Source organism: Psychromonas hadalis ATCC BAA-638, from assembly GCF_000420245.1.
Classification (GTDB): domain Bacteria; phylum Pseudomonadota; class Gammaproteobacteria; order Enterobacterales; family Psychromonadaceae; genus Psychromonas; species Psychromonas hadalis.
In genome coordinates, this window is record NZ_ATUO01000032.1 from 1 (window position 1) to 21,052 (window position 21,052).

Consider the following 21,052-nt stretch of genomic DNA (forward strand, 5'->3'; position numbering starts at 1 on the left):
AAGTAACATTCCGTGCATCTGATGTTCTGATGCGTTGTTCTAGGAACGAGGCGTATTAAATAGATTTTCGGCTCATTCGTCAACCTATTTCTACGCTTTTATCCTGTTTTTATTGTGTTTGCGTGTGCATTGAACGTTTGTTGCTTTATTTGTGAACAAAGTTACTTTTGTTCTGTATAACCTTCAATTTCTACCTCTTTATTTTCAAAAAGATAACCAATCATTGCCACTTCAATTTGCTGACGATCTTCTGCTTTCATTAAGTTTAATTTTTTCTCATTGATAAACATCGTTTGTTTTTGTTGCCATTCGCTCCACGCTTCTTGGCTGATATTATCAAAAATACGTTTACCCAATTCGCCGGGGATAAGTTGGAAAGCAAGGCCGGGTGCTTCTTTTTTCAAATAACTACAAAATACGGTACGTGACATATCTATTCCTTATAATTTTTTATGAACAGCAGTTAATATTTTTTTTGTCGCTGCTGCTAAGCCAATTTTTTGTGGGTGTTGTAAGTTATACCAAAGTGAGCCTGAATCTTCCATCACTTGTGAAACATCGAGTTGATTAATTTCAATCAGTAGTGGCGTAATATCAAAGTGAAAGTGGCTAAAGGTATGACGGAAGCTATTCAGTTCTGTTTGTTGGTAATCTTTAATTCCCTGTTCGCTTAAATGCTGTAGTGCGTTATCAATGCTTTCAAATTCAGGGAAACACCATAACCCCCCCCAAATTCCGACGGGAGGACGCTGTTTTAACTGAATTGTCTTGCCATTTTCACACAATACCAACATCACTGCATTTTTGATTGGAATCTTCTTTTTTGCCTTGGGTGTCGGATAATTTGTCATGCTATCACTCTTAAGGGCGAGGCAGTCCTCACTCACTGGGCATTCATGACACTTGGGTTTGCTACGTGTGCAGATCATCGCGCCCATATCCATCATCGCTTGATTGAATATATTTGCTTGTTGCGCAGGCGTTAAGCGTTCAGCAAGTTCCCATAAACGATCCTCTACTCGTTTTTCACCTGTCCAGCCTTCAATTGTTTGATGGCGTGTTAAAACACGTTTTACATTACCATCTAAAATAGCAAAGTTTTTACCTAATGTGAGAGACAAAATTGCCCCTGCTGTTGAGCGTCCAATGCCCGAAAGTGCAATCACATCGTCAAACGCTTCTGGAAATTTCCCATCAAACTGATCGCGAATAGTTTGTGCCGATTTATGTAAATTACGTGCGCGTGCGTAATAACCAAGCCCAGTCCAGTGGTGTAATATTTCATCAATCGGTGCATTGGCTAAATAATCGATGGTTGGAAAAGAGCGCATGAATTTATTGAAATAGGGGATAACGGTAGCAACCTGTGTTTGTTGCAACATCACCTCACTTATCCATGTTTTATAAAGGCTTTTATCCATTTGCCAAGGAAGTGTTTTCCGCCCATGTAGGGCGTGCCACGTGATAATGCGTTGGTTAAAGTTATTCTCTTGCACAAGATACTCTTTGGTTAAATTTTAAGGTGCAGATAATAACAGAGTTAGATAAAAAATTAGAATTACAAACCTTGGGGGTTAAGGATATAATGCGCGAAAATAAGTTAAGAACCCTATTAAGGTAACAACAATGACAGAGCAAAAAACGCCTCAAGGTAATGAAAATGAAGCGCCACAAGAAAAACCAAAATATATGCGTAAAATTCGTTCTTTTGTAAAACGAGAAGGGCGTATGACCAACCGTCAGCAAACTGCAATCGACACGTTGTGGGAAAGCATGGGCATCGATTATAAAGAAGAGATGCTTGATTTTGTAGCGATTTTTGGTCGTGATGCACCTGTTGTTTTAGAGGTTGGTTTTGGTATGGGAAAGTCGTTGATCGAGATGGCTTTGAAGGCGCCAGAGAAAAACTTTATCGGTATTGAGGTGCATGGTCCGGGCGTGGGGGCATGTTTAGCGGATGCAGGTGAAGCGGGCTTGACTAATTTACGTGTAATAAATCATGATGCGGTTGAAGTGTTGGCGCATATGCTCCCCGAGAAAAGCCTTGCTACTTTCCAACTTTATTTTCCTGATCCTTGGCACAAAGCGCGTCATAATAAACGCCGTATCGTCAATGAAACGTTTATTGACAATATGCGCAAGAAATTAGTCATCGGTGGTGTTATTCACATGGCTACTGATTGGCAACCTTATGCTGAACATATGTTAGAGGTGATGAACGCGACCTCTGATTTTGAAAATACAGCAGAGGGAGATTATGCTCCTCGTCCTGATTGGAGACCGCTGACCAAATTTGAAAATCGAGGTCAGCGTTTAGGCCATGGTGTTTGGGACTTGTTGTTTACGCGTAATAACTAAAAACACCAAACTGAATTGATGATCACAATCATTCTAGTTGGAAACTTTAGGAACAAAAAAAGCGAACTTAAATAGTTCGCTTTTTGTTAATTAACAGCACTTAACGTTTCCAACATCGTTGTATCGTTGCGCGCTTATCCATGTTTATGTTTTTTGCAGTTTAAATCCAGCAAGCATGGCTTTTAATTGCTCGGTTTGTTCTGATAATTGCTCTGATGCGACTGCACTTTCTTGCGCGGTGTCACTATTTTGTTGAGTGACGCCATCAATTTCAACAACCCCTTCATTAATCGTCTCTGCTGCAATGGCTTGTTCATTGCTTGCGTTAGCAATCTCTTCAACAAGTTCAGTTGTTTTACTGATAGTTTCAAAAATACTTTTTAAACTTTCCATTGTTTCAGTCGCGATTAAACTACCCTTTTGGGTTTTTTCAACAGATCCTGCGATTAATTTGGATGTTTCTTCAGCCGCTTTAGAACTTCTGGCCGCTAGGCTACGAACTTCATCAGCAACAACAGCGAAACCTCGGCCTTGCTCCCCTGCTCGCGCGGCTTCAATGGCAGCGTTCAATGCCAGTAAATTAGTTTGTGCTGCTATTTCGTCAATGGTGCTAATAAATGTTGATATGCTTTGGCTTGAATCAGAAATTTCAATCATGGCCGCCACCATTTCATCCATTTTATCACTGCTTGCGATGGCTTCTTTTTGAGCTTGAACTGACAGTTCACGTGCTTGATTGGCGCTTTGCGCATTAGCTGATATTTGCGTGGTGAGCTCAGTGAGTGACGTTGATATGTTCTCTATACTGGCTGCTTGCTGAGAGGCTCCTTCTGAAAGTAACGTACTGCTTGTTGCGATGCTGCTACTGCCCTGGGATATTTCAACACTCGCTAATTGAGTTTGTCCTAATACCGCATTTAAATTTTCGGTCATTGCTTGCAAAGCGATCCCTAAGGTATCTTTATCGGAAGCTAAAGTCACCTTTTGGTCGAGCTCTCCCGCTGCTATTTTTTGAGCTAGATTGGTTTTTTCTTGTAGTGCCACAATCATTTTTTTCATTTCGGCGAAAATACCTTGATCAGGTCCATTATTTTCTAATGGCATCGTTAAATCACCGGCGGCTACGGTTTTTGCTATTTGTGCAATGTAACTAGGCTCACCTCCAAGCAAGCTAATAACATGGCGAGTTAAGCCTAAAGCGATAGCAATGCCGACAATAACAGCGAATAATGTGCCAAAAATAGTTGTGTTTATCACCATGGATTCAATTTTCTTTAAGGAGCCTTGGCGTGTTGCCATTAAGCTCGCTTCTCTTTCTTTAAAGGTTTTAATTTGGCTTCGAAATTTATCAAAGTAAACTTTTCCTTTTGCTTGACCGACGAGATCTGCCATATCATCCATTGTTTGCGCATGACCAATTTCACGTCGTAACGCAATTTGGTCTTTAACAACGAGATTGATCCAGTTATCAATGGTGGTTTTACTTTCGGTTAATAGAGTTACTTGAGGTGAATTGTCGGCAACTATTTGCGATAATTCCTCTATTAAAATATAAAAACGTATTTTACCTTCATTGTACGGAGTCAAAAATTTATCTTCTCCCGCGAGCAGAAAACCACGCATACCCGTTTCCATGTCCACGGCGGCCGCTACAATCGCTTGTGCACTGCCAATAACCTTATAGGTATGTTCAACCCAAGCATTAAGTTCTCTTAGTTCTTCAATATTGTAGGTGTTTTTAGCTTGTTCCTGACGTACTCGCATCAGTTTTCGTTCTCGTTCTATAAAGGTTTTTAATTGCACTCTGAACTTATCAAAATACTGTTTCCCTTTCGCTTGTTTGATAATAGTGGCCATATCATTCATGCTTTTAGCGTTGCCAATTTTTGTTCTTAAAGCGATAGCTGGTTCTGTTATGTTGTTTTGCCATTGCTCGATGGTGATAGCAACCTCTTTTAATAACTGAACTTGTATTGGATTATCAGAAACCGTATCGGAAAGCTTATTCAGTAAAGCGTTAAAGGATTTAGCACCATTATGGTAGGGTTCTAAAAAGGATTCTTTACCTGCAAGCAGGTAACCTCTCATACCCGTTTCCATGTCACCGCCAGCGGCCTCAATTTTTGACGCTTGATCTAAAACTTGATGGGTATGATTCACCCAGTAAAAATTATCGACCAAGGATTTAACGCTGAAAAAAACCACCATAGTGATAACGATCATCAAAGATAATATCAGGGCATAACCTGATAATAATTTGGTTTTAAACTTTAGATTGGAGAACATATTAATTCCTTTTAGATGTGTTGCTTTTTTAAAGCATTACACAGTGAAAATGTTTGTGTTAGCTATGTTGTATTTATGCATTTGTTATTGTAGTGAAATGTAGAAAGAGAGATCACTCTCATCATATGAGTAAATAATTTTTAGATTATCAGTAGACAGGTAAAGTAAATTCTAGGTCATTAAATAAAGGTTTTCCAGTAATCAACAGCAGGGCTCTGCTGTTTTCTACATTTTTTTTCGTTATGCGCTATCCGGTCATTTTTGGTCGTTAATGAATATCCTTGTCGCTCGGTTAATAGTGAGTTAGTCGTTATTATTTAGCGATCTCATATAAAATGACTATTGGCAAATAGCATTAATGAGTTGTTCTTGTTTTATACACTTAAAAACGAGTGAAGCATCTAGCGGTACATATAATGGAATACCTGCACCGTATGGCAGTGATGATCATTTTAGTTATCTTGTTGTAAATATGACGGAAGCGCTCGGTGTTTTAGTCACAATATTAATTGCAACGGCTACTTCTGTGTATTTATGTTACTCGTTGTAAGACCATCTAATGCTATTTTTCTTCTGGTTATATGATCCTAGAGATAATACATGTGAGTGTTAGGTGAAATGTTTGATGCACCCTTACATTAACCTGTATAGCCCTTTGGGGCGTTAGCAGAAAAATAATGACTTGATTAAAGCCTTGAAATTTTATCTTCCATCTCCTTAATTTTGTTTGAAACAACACTCTCAAGATGTTTTAAATCATCCAAGAGTTGCTCTTTTAACTCTTTTTCACTGTTCGCATTCAATGCTAAATCATCTAACTCTTTAATGATGTTGCGTAGTGTAGGGTTTATTTCTGATAAGTTGGTGAAATTGTCGCCTTGATACCCACCACTGACTCTTTTTTGTTGGCGCTGGAATTTAAATTTACTACTACGTGCTAATAGTTCACGACCCGTTTTTCTAAAATAGATTTTTAAAATATCTATCTCCCCCTCTTGGCGTAGGCTATAGCGTTTTATCTCTTGTGCCTTTTTAATGCCGATACTTTTTAAGTGTGGTTGCATAGAATATCCTTTTTGAAAGTTAATGAGCATCATTAGGTGTAGCTCTATTTGTTTATAAATTCAAATTCATCAATTAGGCTAAAATAAAAGAGGTGCGTAAATGGATACAAGAAAAACTATTATTTGTGTCGAATATTATTACACATTATCAATGTCATAGTAAACACTGTACTTGCAAGATTTTGTTATTAAAGTACAAAGTTATTTCGGCCTGATTCTTGCTTCTTTGATAAGTGTAGATAAACTTTTTTAATCTGGAGATACAATGAAAAAATTACTGGCGCTTATCGTTTTATGTACAGTGACACTCGCAAGCCAAGCAATACCAATGCAGTGGGAAGAGCGCTTAGATTTTGATGATGTTTATTTTTCTGGTAAGCACAAAGGTGGTGTTAAATCGTATACTTATACGCATGATCTTAAGGCTGTTGGGTTTTCTCCTGAGCAAGATTATGTGGGGAATTATAATTTAAGTATTAACCTCTTTGATGATGGTGATAAAGATAGATGGTTTGATAAAGGTACTGAGTGGGCATCTATCAGTCAGCCTGGTTTTTGGGGAGATCGTACTGTTGAAGTTTCTTATAAGGATGTTGATTTAGGTGTTTCTTGGCGTGGTTGGTATTCACTTAATCTGGATGGTCTGTTAGAGATAACAATTAAGCGCTTAAAGGGGGATTTTTACTTAGGTGGTTCAACCCTTACAGCAACAGGGCGTGGTCATGCAAGCAAAATTCCTGAGCCAGCGCCCTTTATATTATTCTCTTTAGCAATGATTGGTTTGTTTATTGCACCGCGTAAACGCCGTCGCTAATTTTTTATTAGTTAACTCGTTATATTTAAAGGGCTATCAATTTGATAGCCCTTTTTGCTAAGTTAAAAGCACAACTATCCTATCTTCTAGCGTAAATTACACATAACAGTTTGTTTGAAAAATAGACTAAAATAGATAAAGTATTTTGTTAACTTGCCGATAACTTAGTGTGGTTTTGAGTTTCAAGGAGTTCATCATGGACAATAACATTTCAGCGAATAAATCCTTTAGTCAAGCAGTACGCATTCTTGCTAAAGAGAGTGATAAAAAAGAGTCAGGTCCAATGGGGGAAGTGGTCTCTAAACTTGCACATAGTAAAAAATCTGCGGGAGTGCAGATCCCTATCTCTGTGACTAATAAAAAACTATTAAATGCCTCTATTTTAGAATCTGCCCTCAAATATGAGGGAAGCATTGCCAGCCAACCTCAGGTGCTGTTATTAAAAACAGCATTAGAGGGGATTAATGAAGCATTAAAAGAGCTTGGCTTTGAAAAAACGATTGAACAGAGTGTTGATGAAGGCGTTGATGTCAGCCCTGTCGCAACCGCGGATCGAATTGTTGCTTTTAGTACTAACTTTTTTCCGCTTTATTTAAAGCAACACCCTGAAATGGATGAGCAGCAAGCGTTGACTAAGTTTGTGGATATTATTAGTGGTGGCATTGATCAAGGTTTTAGTGAAGCAAAAGAGGTGCTCACAGGGTTAAATGCGCTTGAGGGAGACATTGCAACTAATATTGATAAAACCTATAAATTGGTTCTACAGGGATTAGCAGATTTTATAGATAAATACAGCAATAAAAATAACAGTGATGAAGCGTTACTGAGCGAGTAATAAGTTATTTAGCTCTCTGCTGATCATCTCAATTTTATCGACATGTTTTTGGTGTAGATAACTGTATGCGCTTAATATTAAAATAGGTTGTTGATAACAGCGTTTTAATTTCACCCCTGTTAATAACATCAATGAGGGGACAATATCATCGGGAAAAACGGTGAAACTAAGAGGTGTGTTGAGTAACGATTCAATTGCGTGGGTGATACTGTCTTGCTCAATAAAACCTACATGTGAAGATTTATATAAGTCATCAAAATAGGTGATACCGATAACACCAATAGGTGTGTGCTTTGCAAGTTTTTGAAAACGAGGGCAGTCATATTTCTGTGCGACATAGACAAACAAGGCGGCACTATTAAGTTTAATTGGGATCATCGTCAAATGATGGTATTCATGCATGGTATAACTATAACGATATAACTCTCCATCTAGCTCACCTGAATTACTTTTTTGTAATGTGTCGGCATTTTCAAACTCTACAAACTCAACCTGAAAGCCTGCATTGTTAATGGCAACTTCTAGTAGGTGTTGATAATTAACATTTAATAACTTTAAATTCGTGCTGGTGGCTATTTGTAGAGGTGCTGCAATTGAGCCACTAGAAAAGAGAAATATGGCCACTATTTTTAAAAAGTAGTTCATCTTTTATCTCCTAATCACAACCGATGGATATTTTAAAGATAGCTTATTTTTGATGAACATCTTGTTTTGTTATTTTATAGAAAGAAAACTAATGCTTTGAGCTATAATTAGTTAAATTATTATTTTTTTCAAAATATATTTGTTCACAGGGAGTGTTTTTCGTGCCAGCTACTATTTTTGTTTTCCGCCATTTAATTGCATTTTCGATACCGATATTACTTGTTTCTTTCCTCACTATCTCCCTTATAACGACTGTACAAGCCCGTGAAAAAGGGCTGTTACACATTGCTATTACCTTAGAGCCTCCAATTTTAGACCCTGCTATTAATGCATCGACCTCTATTCAAAAAATCACCTATCAAAATGTTTTTGAAGGGCTGACACAAATTGACAGTTCAAATCAAGTTCAGCCTAGTTTAGCAAAGCGCTGGACAATAGATAAAACAGGGCTTATTTATACCTTTACGTTGCAAAAAGAGGTTTTCTTCCATGATCGTACTTACCTGACGGCTACCATTGTAAAATCTTCCCTTGAGCGCATGATTGCATCAAATAGCAGGAACCCGATAAAAGGGAAATTTACTAATATTGTAGATATTACTGTTATCAGTAAGCATGTTATACGCATTAAACTTGCTTGGTCTGATGGTGATTTTTTATATAATTTAGGTCTAGGCAGTGCTGTTATTCAGCATCCAAAATCATGGGCGAGTAATGCGAATCAACCTATTGGAACAGGCCCTTACCGTTTTGTTAACTGGAAAAAGGGGGATTACATTAACTTGACTATTAATCATCATTATTGGGGAACACTTGCTCGTATTGAAAATATTAAGATTGTATTTGCACAAACTCGCTCTCAGGTGGTGAGTTATTTAGCAGATGGTTTACTGGATGGTTATTCAAGCATGACCGAGGTCGGTTTTTTAGATTCTCTGTTTGCAATTCGTCAAGATTATGTGCTGAAAATGGGTAATACTAGTGGTGAAATTATTGTTGCGATGAATAATGCGAATGAGATGTTGGCCTCAAAGTCTGTTCGCCAGGCAATCAGCCATGCAATGAATAAAAAAGTAATTGCAGATACGCCAAATTTCATTACTGGCGCTGAAATAGGTAGCCATTATTCCCCTAATGAGATTGCTTATTTAGATTTAACCAATGCTTACCCCTTTAGTCTTTCTGATGCAAAGCAGTTATTAAAAGCCTCTGGCGTTGCAATTAGACCTTTAGTATTGTTATCTCCCCCGCCTACTTATGCACAATATATTAGTTTACATGTGCAACAGATGTTAAAAGAGATAGGTATAACAGTAATAATTGAAGAGGTAAGCTGGCAAGAGTGGCTAACAAGGGTTTATCAGGATAAAGATTATGACCTTACTGTTATTGCACATACCGAGCCTCATGATTTAGAAATTTATGCACGTGATGATTATTATTTTAATTATAAAAATAGTGAATATAAAAATATTATCGCGCAGTTAAATCGTACCCATGAAAAGAGTAAACGTGCTGAGCTATTAAAAAAAGCACAGCAAAAATTGAGTGATGATGCGGTGAATGTTTTTCTCTTTATGTTACCTAAAGTGGGGATTTGGCATAAAGCGTTACGTGGTTATTGGATAAATGAATCTATCCCTGCGATGATTTTTTCACAAATGTATTGGCAAAAATAGATGAAAGCAAAATTTAAAGATAGGTTAAGTGTCAAAGTTGTTTTACTAACCCTGTTAATGGCTGCGATGACGTTACTCTCCTCTGTCGTTGGCATTATTTCATTAAGTGAGTTTAGGGATGAATATCAACAGGTAAAAGATCATAATTTTGATTTGTTATTAAAAATGACAGAGTTAAAAGCGCAAACTGATGAGGTTATTCATATCTCTACACAGATGCTTTTATCAGGAAATATTAATGAGTTACAGTGGAATCTTTTGGAGGTTTCAGATAAACGTTTATGGATTGATAAACTATTTAATCAATTAACCGGGCATACCGATGACCATCAAGAGTTATTGATATTAAAGCTACGTCTCTATTCCCACCTTGATGAAATTGCACGGGCAGTAACTAAAAAATTTAAGTTCTCTGAACAATTTTTTAAGCTTTATGGTTTTGCAGAAGGCTTAAAAAAGGCAAGCTTAAAGAGAGATGATATCGCGTTTTATATCATACTAGATAACGCCATTTCACACTTTAATCCTATTGTGAATAAGCAATTAGAGTTAAACAAAGAGGCTGATATTGAAGCACTAGAGAGTTATATTAATAAAATTTCTCTCAAGCTTGAAGATGATGAGTTGCAATATTTACAGGATACCTTTTTAGGAAAGAATTCACTCTCTGTCAGTTACCAACATTATGCAAGGCAACTGGATCGACTTGAGGAATTACGTTTAAAAAATGAGGCGTTTACCGATCTTTTTGTCTCCTCTTTAGGGGTAAATGTCACTCGACTTCAAGATCGCTTTATTGAAAAGCTGGCGCGCTTAGAAAGTGATCTTAATAAACGTAAACAACGTTTATATCTAGTGGTTTTCTCCTGTTTATTTGTGACCCTATTTTTACTGCTTATTCAGCTCGATTTTATTCGTCGCATTGAATTAATTCGACGTATTATCAATGCGGGTGACAGTGATCGAATCATGAATTTTTCCATCACAGGGAAAGATGAAATTAGTAAAATGGCATACTCGGTACAAAATTATATCGAGCGTTTAGTGAAAAAAGAGCAAGAGGTATTAACCATTAGCAAGCAACTTGAACACATTGCTTCACGTGATGGGCTCACTGGTATCTCTAATCGGCGTTATTTTGAAACGGTTTTAACGCAAGAAAATACCCGTTATGTTCGTTATAAAGAGGTATATTGCGTGGCGATGATAGACCTCGATATGTTTAAAAATGTAAATGATAACTATGGACATGATGCTGGCGATAAGGTACTTATTGAATTTACTAAGCGGGTATTATTAATCATCCGTAAAACAGATCAGTTTGCGCGTTTTGGTGGTGAAGAGTTTGTTTTATTAATGCCTAATACCATTGAAAAAAATGCACACATGTTAATGGAGCGAATAAGATTAGTGATTGCTGAGAAACCTTACCTTTATAATGGAGAAGAGATCCCTTTTTCGGTGAGTATTGGCCTTACAGAGGTGCAATTTTTACAAGGAGATGACGCGCTTAAACAGCTGTCTTTTGCTGACAGAGCACTTTATGAAGCGAAACACGCAGGCCGTAATAGAGTTTGTGTTTATAAATCTTAAATTAACGCGCTTTGGGAAAGAGGGATTTTAAGATCCTTCTCGGTAAAGCGCGTTTGTTAAGCGTGTTTTTAGCTCTCTTTTAAGTTGTTTTTTAACGAACTTAACATCTTAAATAGTAATTCAATTTTAACCACAATATTAGGCAGTAATTTTTTGTAGTGATCTTCATCATCTGTTTGAATCTCCTGTAAGTCTGCTGCTAACTCTTCGACATAGGGTAAAAAAGTATCGGAGTGATTTTTGAATGCACCATCGGCTGCAAAAATGTGTGCAAAGCCCGCTTTTTTTTGACTGCGAAGTTGCTGAAGTTGTTTGTCAGCATCAACCGCTTTGTGGTAGATGATTTTAAGGTTTTCCTGCAATTGTTTTAATACGCTTTCTTTGCTCATGGTTTATCCTTGTTAATTTTATTTTTTTTATTATAGTGAATTTATCAGTGTTTTACTCTTTTCTCCTGCAATTTCTCGGCTTAATTTCGGGACTAAATAACCGGGCAGTTCGGCACTTATCTGTTTGATAAGTTGCTGGGCTTTCTCTGTTGTTAAATCAAAATGTTGCGCGCCTTGTACTTTGTCTAGTAGAAAGAGGTAGTAAGGTAAAATGTGTACTTTTGAGAGAGCTTCGCTGAGGTTAACCAATGCTTCACTGTTGTCATTGACACCTTTTAATAACACACTTTGATTTAAGAGTTGAATGCCGGCTTTATGTAGTTTATGTATTGCCTGTGCAAAAGGCGTATCAATCTCATTGGCGTGATTGATATGTAAAACAAACATAACTTTTAAGCGTGACTTTTTTAGCGAATCAACTAATTCATCGGTAATACGCTGTGGAATCACCACGGGTAAGCGGGTATGAATACGTAACCGTTTTAGCTGTGGTAACTGCTCAAGTTCATTAATAACGGTTTGTAGAAATTCATCTTTTGCCATCAGCGGATCGCCACCACTTAAAATGACTTCGTTCACCTCTGGGTGTTTTTCAAGGTAAATTAATATTTCAGATAGCTGTTTTTTATTAAGGTTATTATCTTGATAGGGAAAATGACGGCGAAAACAGTAACGGCAATTAATCGCACAACCTGATTTTAAAATTAGTAATACGCGGCTTTTGTATTTATGTAGCAACCCTTGAATGCCATTTTGATGCTCACCAAGTGGATCTAAACTGTAACCCTCGGTTAATTTATCTTCACTGTTAATGGGTAATACTTGTAACAAAAGAGGATCGGAAATATTACCTTTTTTCATTTTTCTGACAAAAGGTAAAGGTACCAACATTGAGAAATTTTTACGTGCGATTTCACTTAAATTCGCATTTTCTGGGTTTATCTCCAATAATTGCAAAAGTTGTAGCGGATTTTTCACTGCATTAGCCAGTTCTTTTTGCCAAGAGGGCATCGCATCGGTATTATTCACGGTAATTATTTCTGTCATTTTAAATTATTTTATAAAGAGGTTGTTATGGCTACATATAGTACCAGTGAATTCAAAGGTGGGCTAAAATTCATGCTCGATAAAGAGCCTTGTGCCATCATTAATAATGAATTAGTAAAACCGGGTAAAGGTCAGGCATTTAACCGTGTTAAATTCCGTAAATTGCTATCGGGTAAAGTGGTTGAGAAAACATTCAAGTCGGGTGAATCTGTAGAAGCTGCTGATGTGATGGATATCGAACTGGCTTATCTTTATAACGATGGTGAGTTTTATCACTTTATGAACAATACTACTTTTGAGCAGATTGCCGCTGACACTAAAGCGGTCGGGGATATGAAGAAATGGCTGGTTGAGCAAGATGTTTGTACTATTACATTATGGAATGATAATCCAATTGCAGTGACGCCACCCAACTTTGTTGAGATTGAAGTAACAGAGACTGATCCTGGTCTTAAAGGTGATACTGCGGGAACCGGTGGTAAACCAGCAATATTAGCAACGGGTGCTACGATTCGTGTACCACTGTTTATTCAGATTGGTGAAGTGGTTAAGGTTGATACACGTAATGCAGAATATGTGGGGCGTGTTAAGAAGTAAGCGACTAAACAAATGAATAAAACAGAGCCCAGTTTATCTGGGCTTTTTAATGCTTGTAAGAATATGGGCTCAGTACATCATTATTAATACCAATTACACTAACTAGCTAATCAATCTTACTGGTTAAAATAAACCATTTCTGCGTTGGAAATTTTGTAAAGGGAACAACCATTTACAGCAATTTCCGCCTTAAACTGGCTCATTTTTCCTGCGTAATATTTGCTCACATAATTAATGTAATTGGTATAATCATATTGTAATGGATTTTTAAACTATAAAATTGCTCTAACTTGTTCATTAAAATAGAAACCTTACCCTTGGGTCAATAGTTCTTTATAGGTAGATTGTGCTTTTTCCGCATCACAATTTAGTAACAGAATAGTTACAAAATGCAGTAAGTTGACTTATATCAAGAGTTGTTTGATCTCAATAACCTAGTCTATTAGTCAACTATTATTGCGCTGATGGAATCTACATAATGAGTATATCCAGATTGATAAAATTTCCGAAAAATCTGATGCTGTTATTGATTGCAACATTATGTCTTTTGGGCTCTTTTTCTAGTTATGCGCTGTTTGTTAGCCCGCCCAAAGATCCCATCCCTTTTATTAAAAGCACTTTTCCTGAATTAACCAAAATTTCAGAAAAACAGGGAGATCCACTGCTTTGGACTGTTTATCAAAATGATCTAATAGTCGGTTATGCATTTGAAACCAATGATCTTGCTAGAATTCCTGCTTACTCTGGTGAACCAGTTAATATGTTGGTGGTTATTGACCCAGAAGCTAATTATCTCACCGCGAAAGTATTAGAGCATCATGAACCGATTATTTTAGCGGGTATTCCAGAAAGAAAATTACTCGCTTTTATTGACCAATATGCAGGTTTGTCAGTGAACGACCGTATTAAAGTGGGCGGGAAAGTGAGCAAAGGTTATCTGCCGATTGATGGTCTTTCTGGTGCGACCGTTACAGTGATGGTGATGAATGCAGGTATTACGAAAGCGGCCAATAAAGCGGCACTTGCGTTAGGATTGATCGAAAGTAAATCCACCGTTATTCAGCCTATTTCTACCATTAAAAATTTACTTTTTGAGAAAAAATCATGGCTTGCTTTAACGGGAGATGGTTCAATTCGGAAACTGCACTTAACTAATGAAATGGTACAACAAGCGTTTTCTGGTACAGAAGCGGAGAGTGTTGATCGCGTTGAGAGTAGCCAGAATAAAGCGATGTTTGCTGAGATCTATTATACCTTGGTCGATATTCCTAATATTGGTAAAAACCTGTTTAGTGAATCAGATTACCAGTGGTTAACGGAGGATTTAAAAGTAGGTGAACATTTACTGGCACTGTTTGGTAATGGTTACTCTTTTAAAGGCTCTGGTTATGTGCGTGGTGGTATTTTTGACCGCATTCAACTGCACCAAGGCAATAATGACATAACCTTTCGTGATTTAGAGCATAACCGGATGATGGATCTATTGAGTGAGGGAGCGCCCCGTTTTAAAGAGATGTCGGTGTTTAAGATCTCCGATGTTCATCAGTTTGATCCCGGTGCAGATTGGACCTTAGAGTTATTGGTGCGCAGACAAACAGGCCCTGTTGATAGCTTATTTAGTAGCTTTGAGGCCGATTATCACATGCTAGATAAGTATGTTGATACCCCCCCCGCAATTTATCCTGAGCCTGAATTAACGTTAACAGAGCAGGTTTGGCTTGAGCATCAAGTCAAAGTGGTCATTTTAATTACGCTGATCTTTGTATTGGTACTGATTCTATTTTTCCAAGATGTTCTGGTGCGTCACCCGGTGTTTATGCATAACTTACGCCATGGATTTTTAGTCATTACCGTGGTGTTAATTGGTTGGAGTTGGGGTGGTCAGCTCTCTATTGTGAATGTTTTTACTTTTTTACACGCATTGGTCGGTGATTTTTCATGGGATCTGTTTCTATTGGATCCGGTTATCTTTATTTTGTGGAGTGCGGCTGCCGTGACCATGCTGATGTGGGGAAGGGCTGTTTATTGTGGTTGGTTATGCCCTTTTGGTGCGCTACAAGAGTTATTAAATCAGTTCGCACGTTACATTAAGATTCCACAAGTAGAGTTGCCATGGGCAGTGCATGAACGTTTATGGGCGATTAAGTACCTTATTCTATTAGCCTTGTTTGCTATTTCATTAGATTCTCTTTCTCTGGCGGAGCAGTTCGCTGAGATCGAACCTTTTAAAACCACTTTCCTCTTAAAATTTGATCGCCAGTGGCCCTTTGTGCTTTGGGCGCTGTTTCTACTCACCATCAACCTATTTAATCGTAAAACCTTTTGTCGTTACCTTTGCCCGTTAGGTGCTGCACTTTCTATCTCTAACAGTATTCGTCTGTTTGATTGGTTAAAACGTCGCCCTGAATGTGGCTCGCCGTGTAAAACCTGCGCAAAAGAGTGTGAGATTCAAGCGATAAATCCCGATGGCGTGATCAATATGCGCGAGTGTCACTATTGTTTAGATTGCCAAATTACCTATTACAACGAGGAAAAATGTCCTCCTCTGAAAAAGCTAGCCTACAAAAAACGTAAAAAAGCCCCCGAACAGGGGATTGAGTTCAAAGAGCTGTAACATTTAACAACTGGATGGAGAGAACGATCATGAGTGAAAAAAGCAGTGAGTTAACACCTGAAAATGAATTAGAAAATGCAGACCGACGTAAGTTTTTTGGTAAAAGCGCAGCCCTTGGTGTAGCCGTCGCTGCTGTACCGATGACTGCAACCATGTTTGCTACTATGGCAAAAGCGCAGGCGTCTGAAATTTCGGAAAATAAAGCCTTTGTTCATCCTGGTGACTTAGATGAATATTATGGTTTTTGGAGTGGTGGGCAATCGGGTGAAGTGCGTATTATGGGACTTCCATCGATGCGTGAGTTAATGCGTATTCCTGTGTTTAATACCGACTCAGCAACGGGTTGGGGATTTACGGAGGAGAGTAAGCGCATAAAAGGGGAGAGTGCTGGTATCATGATGGGTGACTCGCATCACCCACACATGAGCATGACCGACGGTCGTTACAATGGTAAATATATCTTCATTAATGATAAAGCCAATAGCCGTGTTGCACGTATTCGTTGTGATGTGATGAAGTGTGACAAAATGTTAACCGTGCCTAATGTACAAGCGATTCATGGTTTGCGGGTACAAAAAGTGCCTTATACTAAATATGTTATCTGCAATGGTGAGTTTGAAGCTCCGATTGTGAATGATGGTTCAACCATGCGTGATGTTAGCACTTACACCTCTTTGTTTAATGTGATTGATGCAGAGAAGATGGAAGTTGTTTTCCAAGTAAGAGTGGATGGTAATTTAGATAATACCGATGCTGATTACGATGGTAAATATTTTGCATCAACCTGTTATAACTCTGAGATGGGCATGACTTTAGGTGAGATGATCGCACCTGAGCGTGATCATGTGGTAGTGTTTAGCCTTGCGCGTTGTGAAGCAGCTTTAAAAGCGGGTAAATTTAAAACTTATAATGGCAATGATGTGCCTGTTTTAGATGGTCGTAAAGGATCGAAATTAACCCGTTATATTCCTGTGCCTAAATCACCACATGGTCTGAATACCTCGCCAGATGGTAAATATTTTATGGCAGCTGGTAAATTATCTCCCACCGTTTCAATTATTGCGATTGATAAGTTAGATGATCTTTTTGCTGATAAGATTAAACCTCGTGATACGGTTATTGCTGAGCCAGAGCTTGGTTTAGGCCCACTGCATACCGCATTTGATGGTAGGGGTAATGCTTATACTACTCTCTTCCTTGATAGCCAAATTGCTAAGTGGAATGTGCAAGATGCGATTGATGCGCATAATGGTAAAAAAGTGAACTATCTTCGTCAAAAATTAGATGTTCATTATCAGCCGGGTCATAACCATACTTCACAAGGTGAAACACGTGATGCCGATGGTAAATGGTTAATCTCTTTATGTAAGTTCTCAAAAGATCGCTTCCTTCCTGTAGGACCATTACACCCTGAAAATGATCAGCTTATTGATATTTCCGGTGATGAGATGAAACTAGTACATGATGGTCCCGCTTTTGCTGAACCCCATGACTGTATCATTGTGCATCGCAGTAAAGTAAAACCGAATAAATTGTGGACACGTGATGATCCTATTTTTGCTGAAACACTGGCTATCGCTAAGAAAGATGGTGTTAATACCATGGCGGATAATAAAGTGATTCGTGATGGTAAAAAAGTGCGTGTTTATATGACCTCTGTTGCGCCGATGTTTGGCACCGCTGATTTTACCGTAAAATTAGGCGATGAAGTCACGGTGATTATCACCAACCTTGATATGATTGAAGATGTCACCCACGGTTTCTGTATGACTAACCACGGTGTGCAGATGGAAATTGGCCCGCAAGCAACAGCGTCGATCACCTTCACCGCCAATAAACCCGGTGTACATTGGTATTACTGTAACTGGTTCTGCCATGCGCTACACATGGAGATGCGTGGACGTATGTTTGTAGAAGCGTAGTTTTATATCAGCCAATACACGGGTATTGGCTGATTTTTTTATAACAAGGCTGAAAATATGATGGAAGTGAAACTTTAGTTTCGCCTTTATTAGAGTCACAATTAACAAGGAGTTAATTACATTTGAAAAAAATTTTATCAATTAGCCTTCTGCTTTTTTCCTCATTTATTCATGCCACATTCATTGAAGTTTCAACTATAGATGATTTACAGCAACAGCTTGATAATACTACGCATGGTGACACTGTTTTACTTAAAGCAGGTATTTATCAGGGCAACTTTGTGCTTAAAAATAGCATCACTTTAACGGGTGAAAAAGGGGCTGTGATTGATGCACTTGGTCAAGGTCATGCTATTCAAATCATGGCTTCAAATACCACCATTGAGAATTTAACCATTATCAATTGGGGATCGGATCTTACCGATCAAAATTCGGCTATCTATTCAGATAAAAAAAATAAAAATATCAGCATCAAAAATAATAACCTCACAGGGGATGGCTTCGGTATTTGGATACAACGTGCAGAGCATATTGTGATCGATAATAACCGCATTAAAGGTAATCTTAAATTGCGCTCTGCAGACCGGGGCAATGGTATTCAACTTTCGAGTGTTAAATATGCTTTGGTTATCAATAACAGTGTCACAGAGACGCGCGATGGTCTGTATATTATCGCCAGTCAAGAGAGCGAGTTACGTGGTAATACCCTGTTTAATCTACGTTACGGTATACATTATATGTATTCTCACCATAATAAAGTGCTCGATAACCTCACCTATAATACCCGTGCAGGTTACGCATTAATGAGCTCGAAACATCTTGTTGTACAAGGTAATGAGAGCCGAGACAGTGAAGACTATGGTATGTTGATGAATTTTATTACCCACTCCAATATCAGTTATAACCGTATTAAAAACGTTTGGACTAAACCTGAAAATAGAGTGATGGGGCGCGAAGGAAAAGGGCTGTTTGTTTATAACTCAGGTTACAACACTATTAGTTACAACATTATTGAACACGCTGAAATTGGTATTCATCTGACTGCAGGCTCTGAAAATGGCAAAATTTTTGGTAACAGTTTTATCAACAATCCTGTACAGGTGAAATATGTATCGAACCGTCGTCAAGAGTGGAGTCAACAGGGAGTGGGTAACTATTGGAGTAACTATTTGGGCTGGGATTTAAATGGTGATGGCAAGGGGGATAGCCCTTTTGAGCCAAATGATGCGATTGATAAATTAGTCTGGCAATACCCAGAAGCAAAAGTATTGTTGGATAGCCCGGCGATTTTATTACTGCGTTGGGTGCAAAATCAATTTCCAATATTAAAACCGGGCGGGGTAAAAGACAGTTTCCCATTGATGAAGCGCCCCTCTTTACAAGGAGATAAAGCATGATCGTGACATTAACCGCGGTTGATAAACACTATGGGCAACTTAACGCATTAAAAGATATCAACCTTGAGTTGCAGGCGGGTGAGGTTTTAGGCTTGTTTGGTCATAACGGCGCAGGAAAAACCACTATGATGAAACTTATTTTAGGTGTCCTCTGCGTCACCTCTGGCTCCATCTCAGTATTTGGTTTAGATCCGAAACATAAAAAAGCATGGGAAAACCGTAAAAAAATAGGTTATCTGCCTGAAAATGTCAGTTTTTATGAGCAGTTAACGGGCTTGCAAGTATTAACCTATTTTGCACGCTTAAAGTCGGTTGATAAAAAGCAGGTGGCGGAGTTGCTAGAAAAAGTGGGCTTGAAAGAGGCGCAACATCGCGCGGTTAAAACCTATTCAAAAGGGATGCGTCAACGTTTAGGCTTAGCACAAGCTTTTTTAGGACAGCCTAAATTACTGTTATTAGATGAACCGACCGTGGGGCTTGATCCCGTGGCAACGCAGGATTTTTACCACAGTGTCGATCAGCTTAAAAGCCGTGGTGCGAGTATTATTCTTTGCTCCCATGTTCTGCCCGGAGTAGAACAGCATATCGATACCGCGATGATTTTAAATCAAGGGAAAGTGGTTGCATCTGGCAGTCTTTCGCAATTACGTGAGCGAGCAAAACTGCCCGTTGAAATTACCACACAGGGCATTAATGGGGCATTAAAAGAGGTTAAACAGCTTGCTGGGTTTATGGTGGGCAGTAATCAGTTACGGGTGCCTGAATCTGAAAAGGTAAATATAATTAGACAGTTAATGGCATTTGAAAGTATTAGCGATATTAGTGTAGAGAGCGCCAGTTTAGAGAAAATTTACCATCACTATCTTAAAAGTTCACAAGGGGAATCGCTATGAATGCTATTTTTGCGGTGGCTGCCAAAGAGTTCCAAGATGGTTTACGTAATCGTTGGTTACTCTCTATTACCATTGTATTTGCAGTGCTTGCCATTGGGCTAAGTTATTACGGAAGCCTTGCATCAGGGCAATTAGAAACGGCTTCATTAGCAACCACGATTGCCAGTTTATCCAGTTTATCGGTGTTTATTATTCCGCTGATTGCACTGTTACTTTGCTACGATAGTTTTGTCGGAGAGCAGGAATCGGGCACGTTGTTATTACTATTAACTTACCCGATCAGTCGTGGACAACTACTATTGGGTAAATTTATTGGTCAAGGCAGTATTATCTCATTAGCTACGCTATTAGGTTTTGGTAGTGCAGCCATATTGTTAGGTTTTAGCAGTAGTTTCGCTGCCGTATTACCCGCTTTTAGTCTGTTTATTGTTAGCTCATCACTGCTCGGTCTGAGCTTTATTGCGCTTGCTTATATTATCAGTTTAGTGGCCAGTGAAAAATCAAAAGCCGCAGGTATTGCACTGTTATTATGGCTATTTTTTGTCTTAGTGTTTGATCTGGCCTTGTTGGGTTTATTGGTGGGCATGGAAGAGGGTTTAACACAGCAAGGATTAGTGCAAGTGATGATGTTCAACCCTGCGGATCTGTTTCGTCTGATTAACCTTTCTGCGTTACAAGCAGATGATGTCAGTGGCGCTCTGTCGGTTGCCATTAATAGTGAAGTTAATCCACTGACGTTATTCATTATCATGCTGGGTTGGATAGTTATTCCGCTCTCTATCGCTTTGTTAATCTTTAATAAAAAATCAATTTAGGATTGGCTTCAACATTACTTGCGATTTTTTTTAAATAGCCAGTCATTTAGGGCTTTTTGGAAACAATTTATCGCAAGTTATGTTGTAACGATTCCTTAGGAATA

18 protein-coding genes are annotated in these 21,052 nt (G+C 38.4%); 11 read left to right on the plus strand and 7 right to left on the minus strand.

Annotated elements, in window-relative coordinates; all coding sequences use genetic code 11:
• Positions 1-161: 161 nt before the first annotated feature.
• Positions 162-431, minus strand: coding sequence for an oxidative damage protection protein (locus G322_RS0105910; protein WP_022940887.1), 270 nt, complete (start codon positions 429-431; stop codon positions 162-164).
• Positions 432-440: 9 nt separating this feature from the next.
• Positions 441-1,496 (minus strand): A/G-specific adenine glycosylase, encoded by a 1,056-nt coding sequence (mutY, locus tag G322_RS0105915; protein WP_022940888.1) that lies wholly within the window; start codon positions 1,494-1,496, stop codon positions 441-443.
• Positions 1,497-1,626: 130 nt separating this feature from the next.
• On the opposite strand from mutY, the gene trmB reads away from it, so the two are divergent.
• Positions 1,627-2,358, plus strand: coding sequence for a tRNA (guanosine(46)-N7)-methyltransferase TrmB (trmB, locus tag G322_RS0105920; protein WP_022940889.1), 732 nt, complete (start codon positions 1,627-1,629; stop codon positions 2,356-2,358).
• 144 nt (positions 2,359-2,502) lie between these two features.
• Here trmB and G322_RS0105925 read toward each other — a convergent pair whose 3' ends face one another.
• On the minus strand, positions 2,503-4,644 hold the full coding sequence (locus G322_RS0105925; RefSeq protein WP_022940890.1) for a CHASE3 domain-containing protein: 2,142 nt from the start codon (positions 4,642-4,644) through the stop codon (positions 2,503-2,505).
• A gap of 686 nt (positions 4,645-5,330) precedes the next feature.
• Positions 5,331-5,708, minus strand: a complete 378-nt coding sequence (locus G322_RS0105930; RefSeq protein ID WP_022940891.1) for a DUF3461 family protein — start codon at positions 5,706-5,708, stop codon at positions 5,331-5,333.
• A 265-nt stretch (positions 5,709-5,973) separates the two neighbouring features.
• Between G322_RS0105930 and G322_RS0105935 the strand changes: the two genes are divergently transcribed.
• Both G322_RS0105935 and G322_RS20025 read left to right on the plus strand, forming a co-directional pair.
• Complete coding sequence (locus G322_RS0105935; protein WP_022940892.1) at positions 5,974-6,522, plus strand: hypothetical protein; 549 nt, start codon at positions 5,974-5,976, stop codon at positions 6,520-6,522.
• A gap of 196 nt (positions 6,523-6,718) precedes the next feature.
• On the plus strand, positions 6,719-7,357 hold the full coding sequence (locus G322_RS20025; protein WP_022940893.1) for a DUF5610 domain-containing protein: 639 nt from the start codon (positions 6,719-6,721) through the stop codon (positions 7,355-7,357).
• Here the strand turns inward: G322_RS20025 and G322_RS0105945 are convergent.
• Positions 7,343-8,002: a hypothetical protein gene (locus tag G322_RS0105945; protein WP_022940894.1), complete on the minus strand. Its 660-nt coding sequence runs from the start codon at positions 8,000-8,002 to the stop codon at positions 7,343-7,345. The genes G322_RS20025 and G322_RS0105945 overlap by 15 nt on opposite strands.
• A 161-nt stretch (positions 8,003-8,163) precedes the next feature.
• On the opposite strand from G322_RS0105945, the gene G322_RS0105950 reads away from it, so the two are divergent.
• Positions 8,164-9,681: an ABC transporter substrate-binding protein gene (locus tag G322_RS0105950; RefSeq protein ID WP_022940895.1), complete on the plus strand. Its 1,518-nt coding sequence runs from the start codon at positions 8,164-8,166 to the stop codon at positions 9,679-9,681.
• Complete coding sequence (locus G322_RS22190) at positions 9,682-11,274, plus strand: GGDEF domain-containing protein (RefSeq protein WP_022940896.1); 1,593 nt, start codon at positions 9,682-9,684, stop codon at positions 11,272-11,274.
• A gap of 68 nt (positions 11,275-11,342) precedes the next feature.
• On the opposite strand, the gene G322_RS0105960 is transcribed toward G322_RS22190, so the two are convergent.
• The gene (locus G322_RS0105960; protein WP_022940897.1) at positions 11,343-11,663 is read right to left on the minus strand and encodes a hypothetical protein; all 321 of its coding nucleotides are present in this window, start codon (positions 11,661-11,663) and stop codon (positions 11,343-11,345) included.
• A 30-nt stretch (positions 11,664-11,693) separates the two neighbouring features.
• The gene (gene epmB, locus G322_RS0105965) at positions 11,694-12,710 is read right to left on the minus strand and encodes an EF-P beta-lysylation protein EpmB (protein WP_033422036.1); all 1,017 of its coding nucleotides are present in this window, start codon (positions 12,708-12,710) and stop codon (positions 11,694-11,696) included.
• Between the two features lie 27 nt (positions 12,711-12,737).
• Between epmB and efp the strand changes: the two genes are divergently transcribed.
• The 6 genes from efp (at position 12,738) to G322_RS0105995 (ending at position 20,948) form a co-directional block, all read left to right on the plus strand.
• On the plus strand, positions 12,738-13,307 hold the full coding sequence (gene efp / locus G322_RS0105970; protein ID WP_022940899.1) for an elongation factor P: 570 nt from the start codon (positions 12,738-12,740) through the stop codon (positions 13,305-13,307).
• Positions 13,308-13,785: 478 nt separating this feature from the next.
• Entirely contained in the window at positions 13,786-15,921 is a 2,136-nt protein-coding gene (gene nosR / locus G322_RS0105975) for a transcriptional regulator NosR (protein ID WP_022940900.1), read from the plus strand.
• Between the two features lie 29 nt (positions 15,922-15,950).
• Positions 15,951-17,843 carry a TAT-dependent nitrous-oxide reductase gene (gene nosZ, locus G322_RS0105980; RefSeq protein ID WP_022940901.1) on the plus strand — a complete coding sequence of 631 codons (1,893 nt, stop codon included), beginning with the start codon at positions 15,951-15,953 and terminating at the stop codon, positions 17,841-17,843.
• 122 nt (positions 17,844-17,965) lie between these two features.
• Positions 17,966-19,240, plus strand: coding sequence for a nitrous oxide reductase family maturation protein NosD (locus G322_RS0105985; protein ID WP_022940902.1), 1,275 nt, complete (start codon positions 17,966-17,968; stop codon positions 19,238-19,240).
• Complete coding sequence (locus G322_RS0105990; RefSeq protein ID WP_022940903.1) at positions 19,237-20,133, plus strand: ABC transporter ATP-binding protein; 897 nt, start codon at positions 19,237-19,239, stop codon at positions 20,131-20,133. The genes G322_RS0105985 and G322_RS0105990 overlap by 4 nt, the downstream gene beginning before the upstream one ends.
• Positions 20,130-20,948 carry an ABC transporter permease subunit gene (locus tag G322_RS0105995; RefSeq protein ID WP_022940904.1) on the plus strand — a complete coding sequence of 273 codons (819 nt, stop codon included), beginning with the start codon at positions 20,130-20,132 and terminating at the stop codon, positions 20,946-20,948. Before G322_RS0105990 ends, G322_RS0105995 begins: the two co-directional genes overlap by 4 nt.
• Positions 20,949-21,052: the final 104 nt, after the last annotated feature.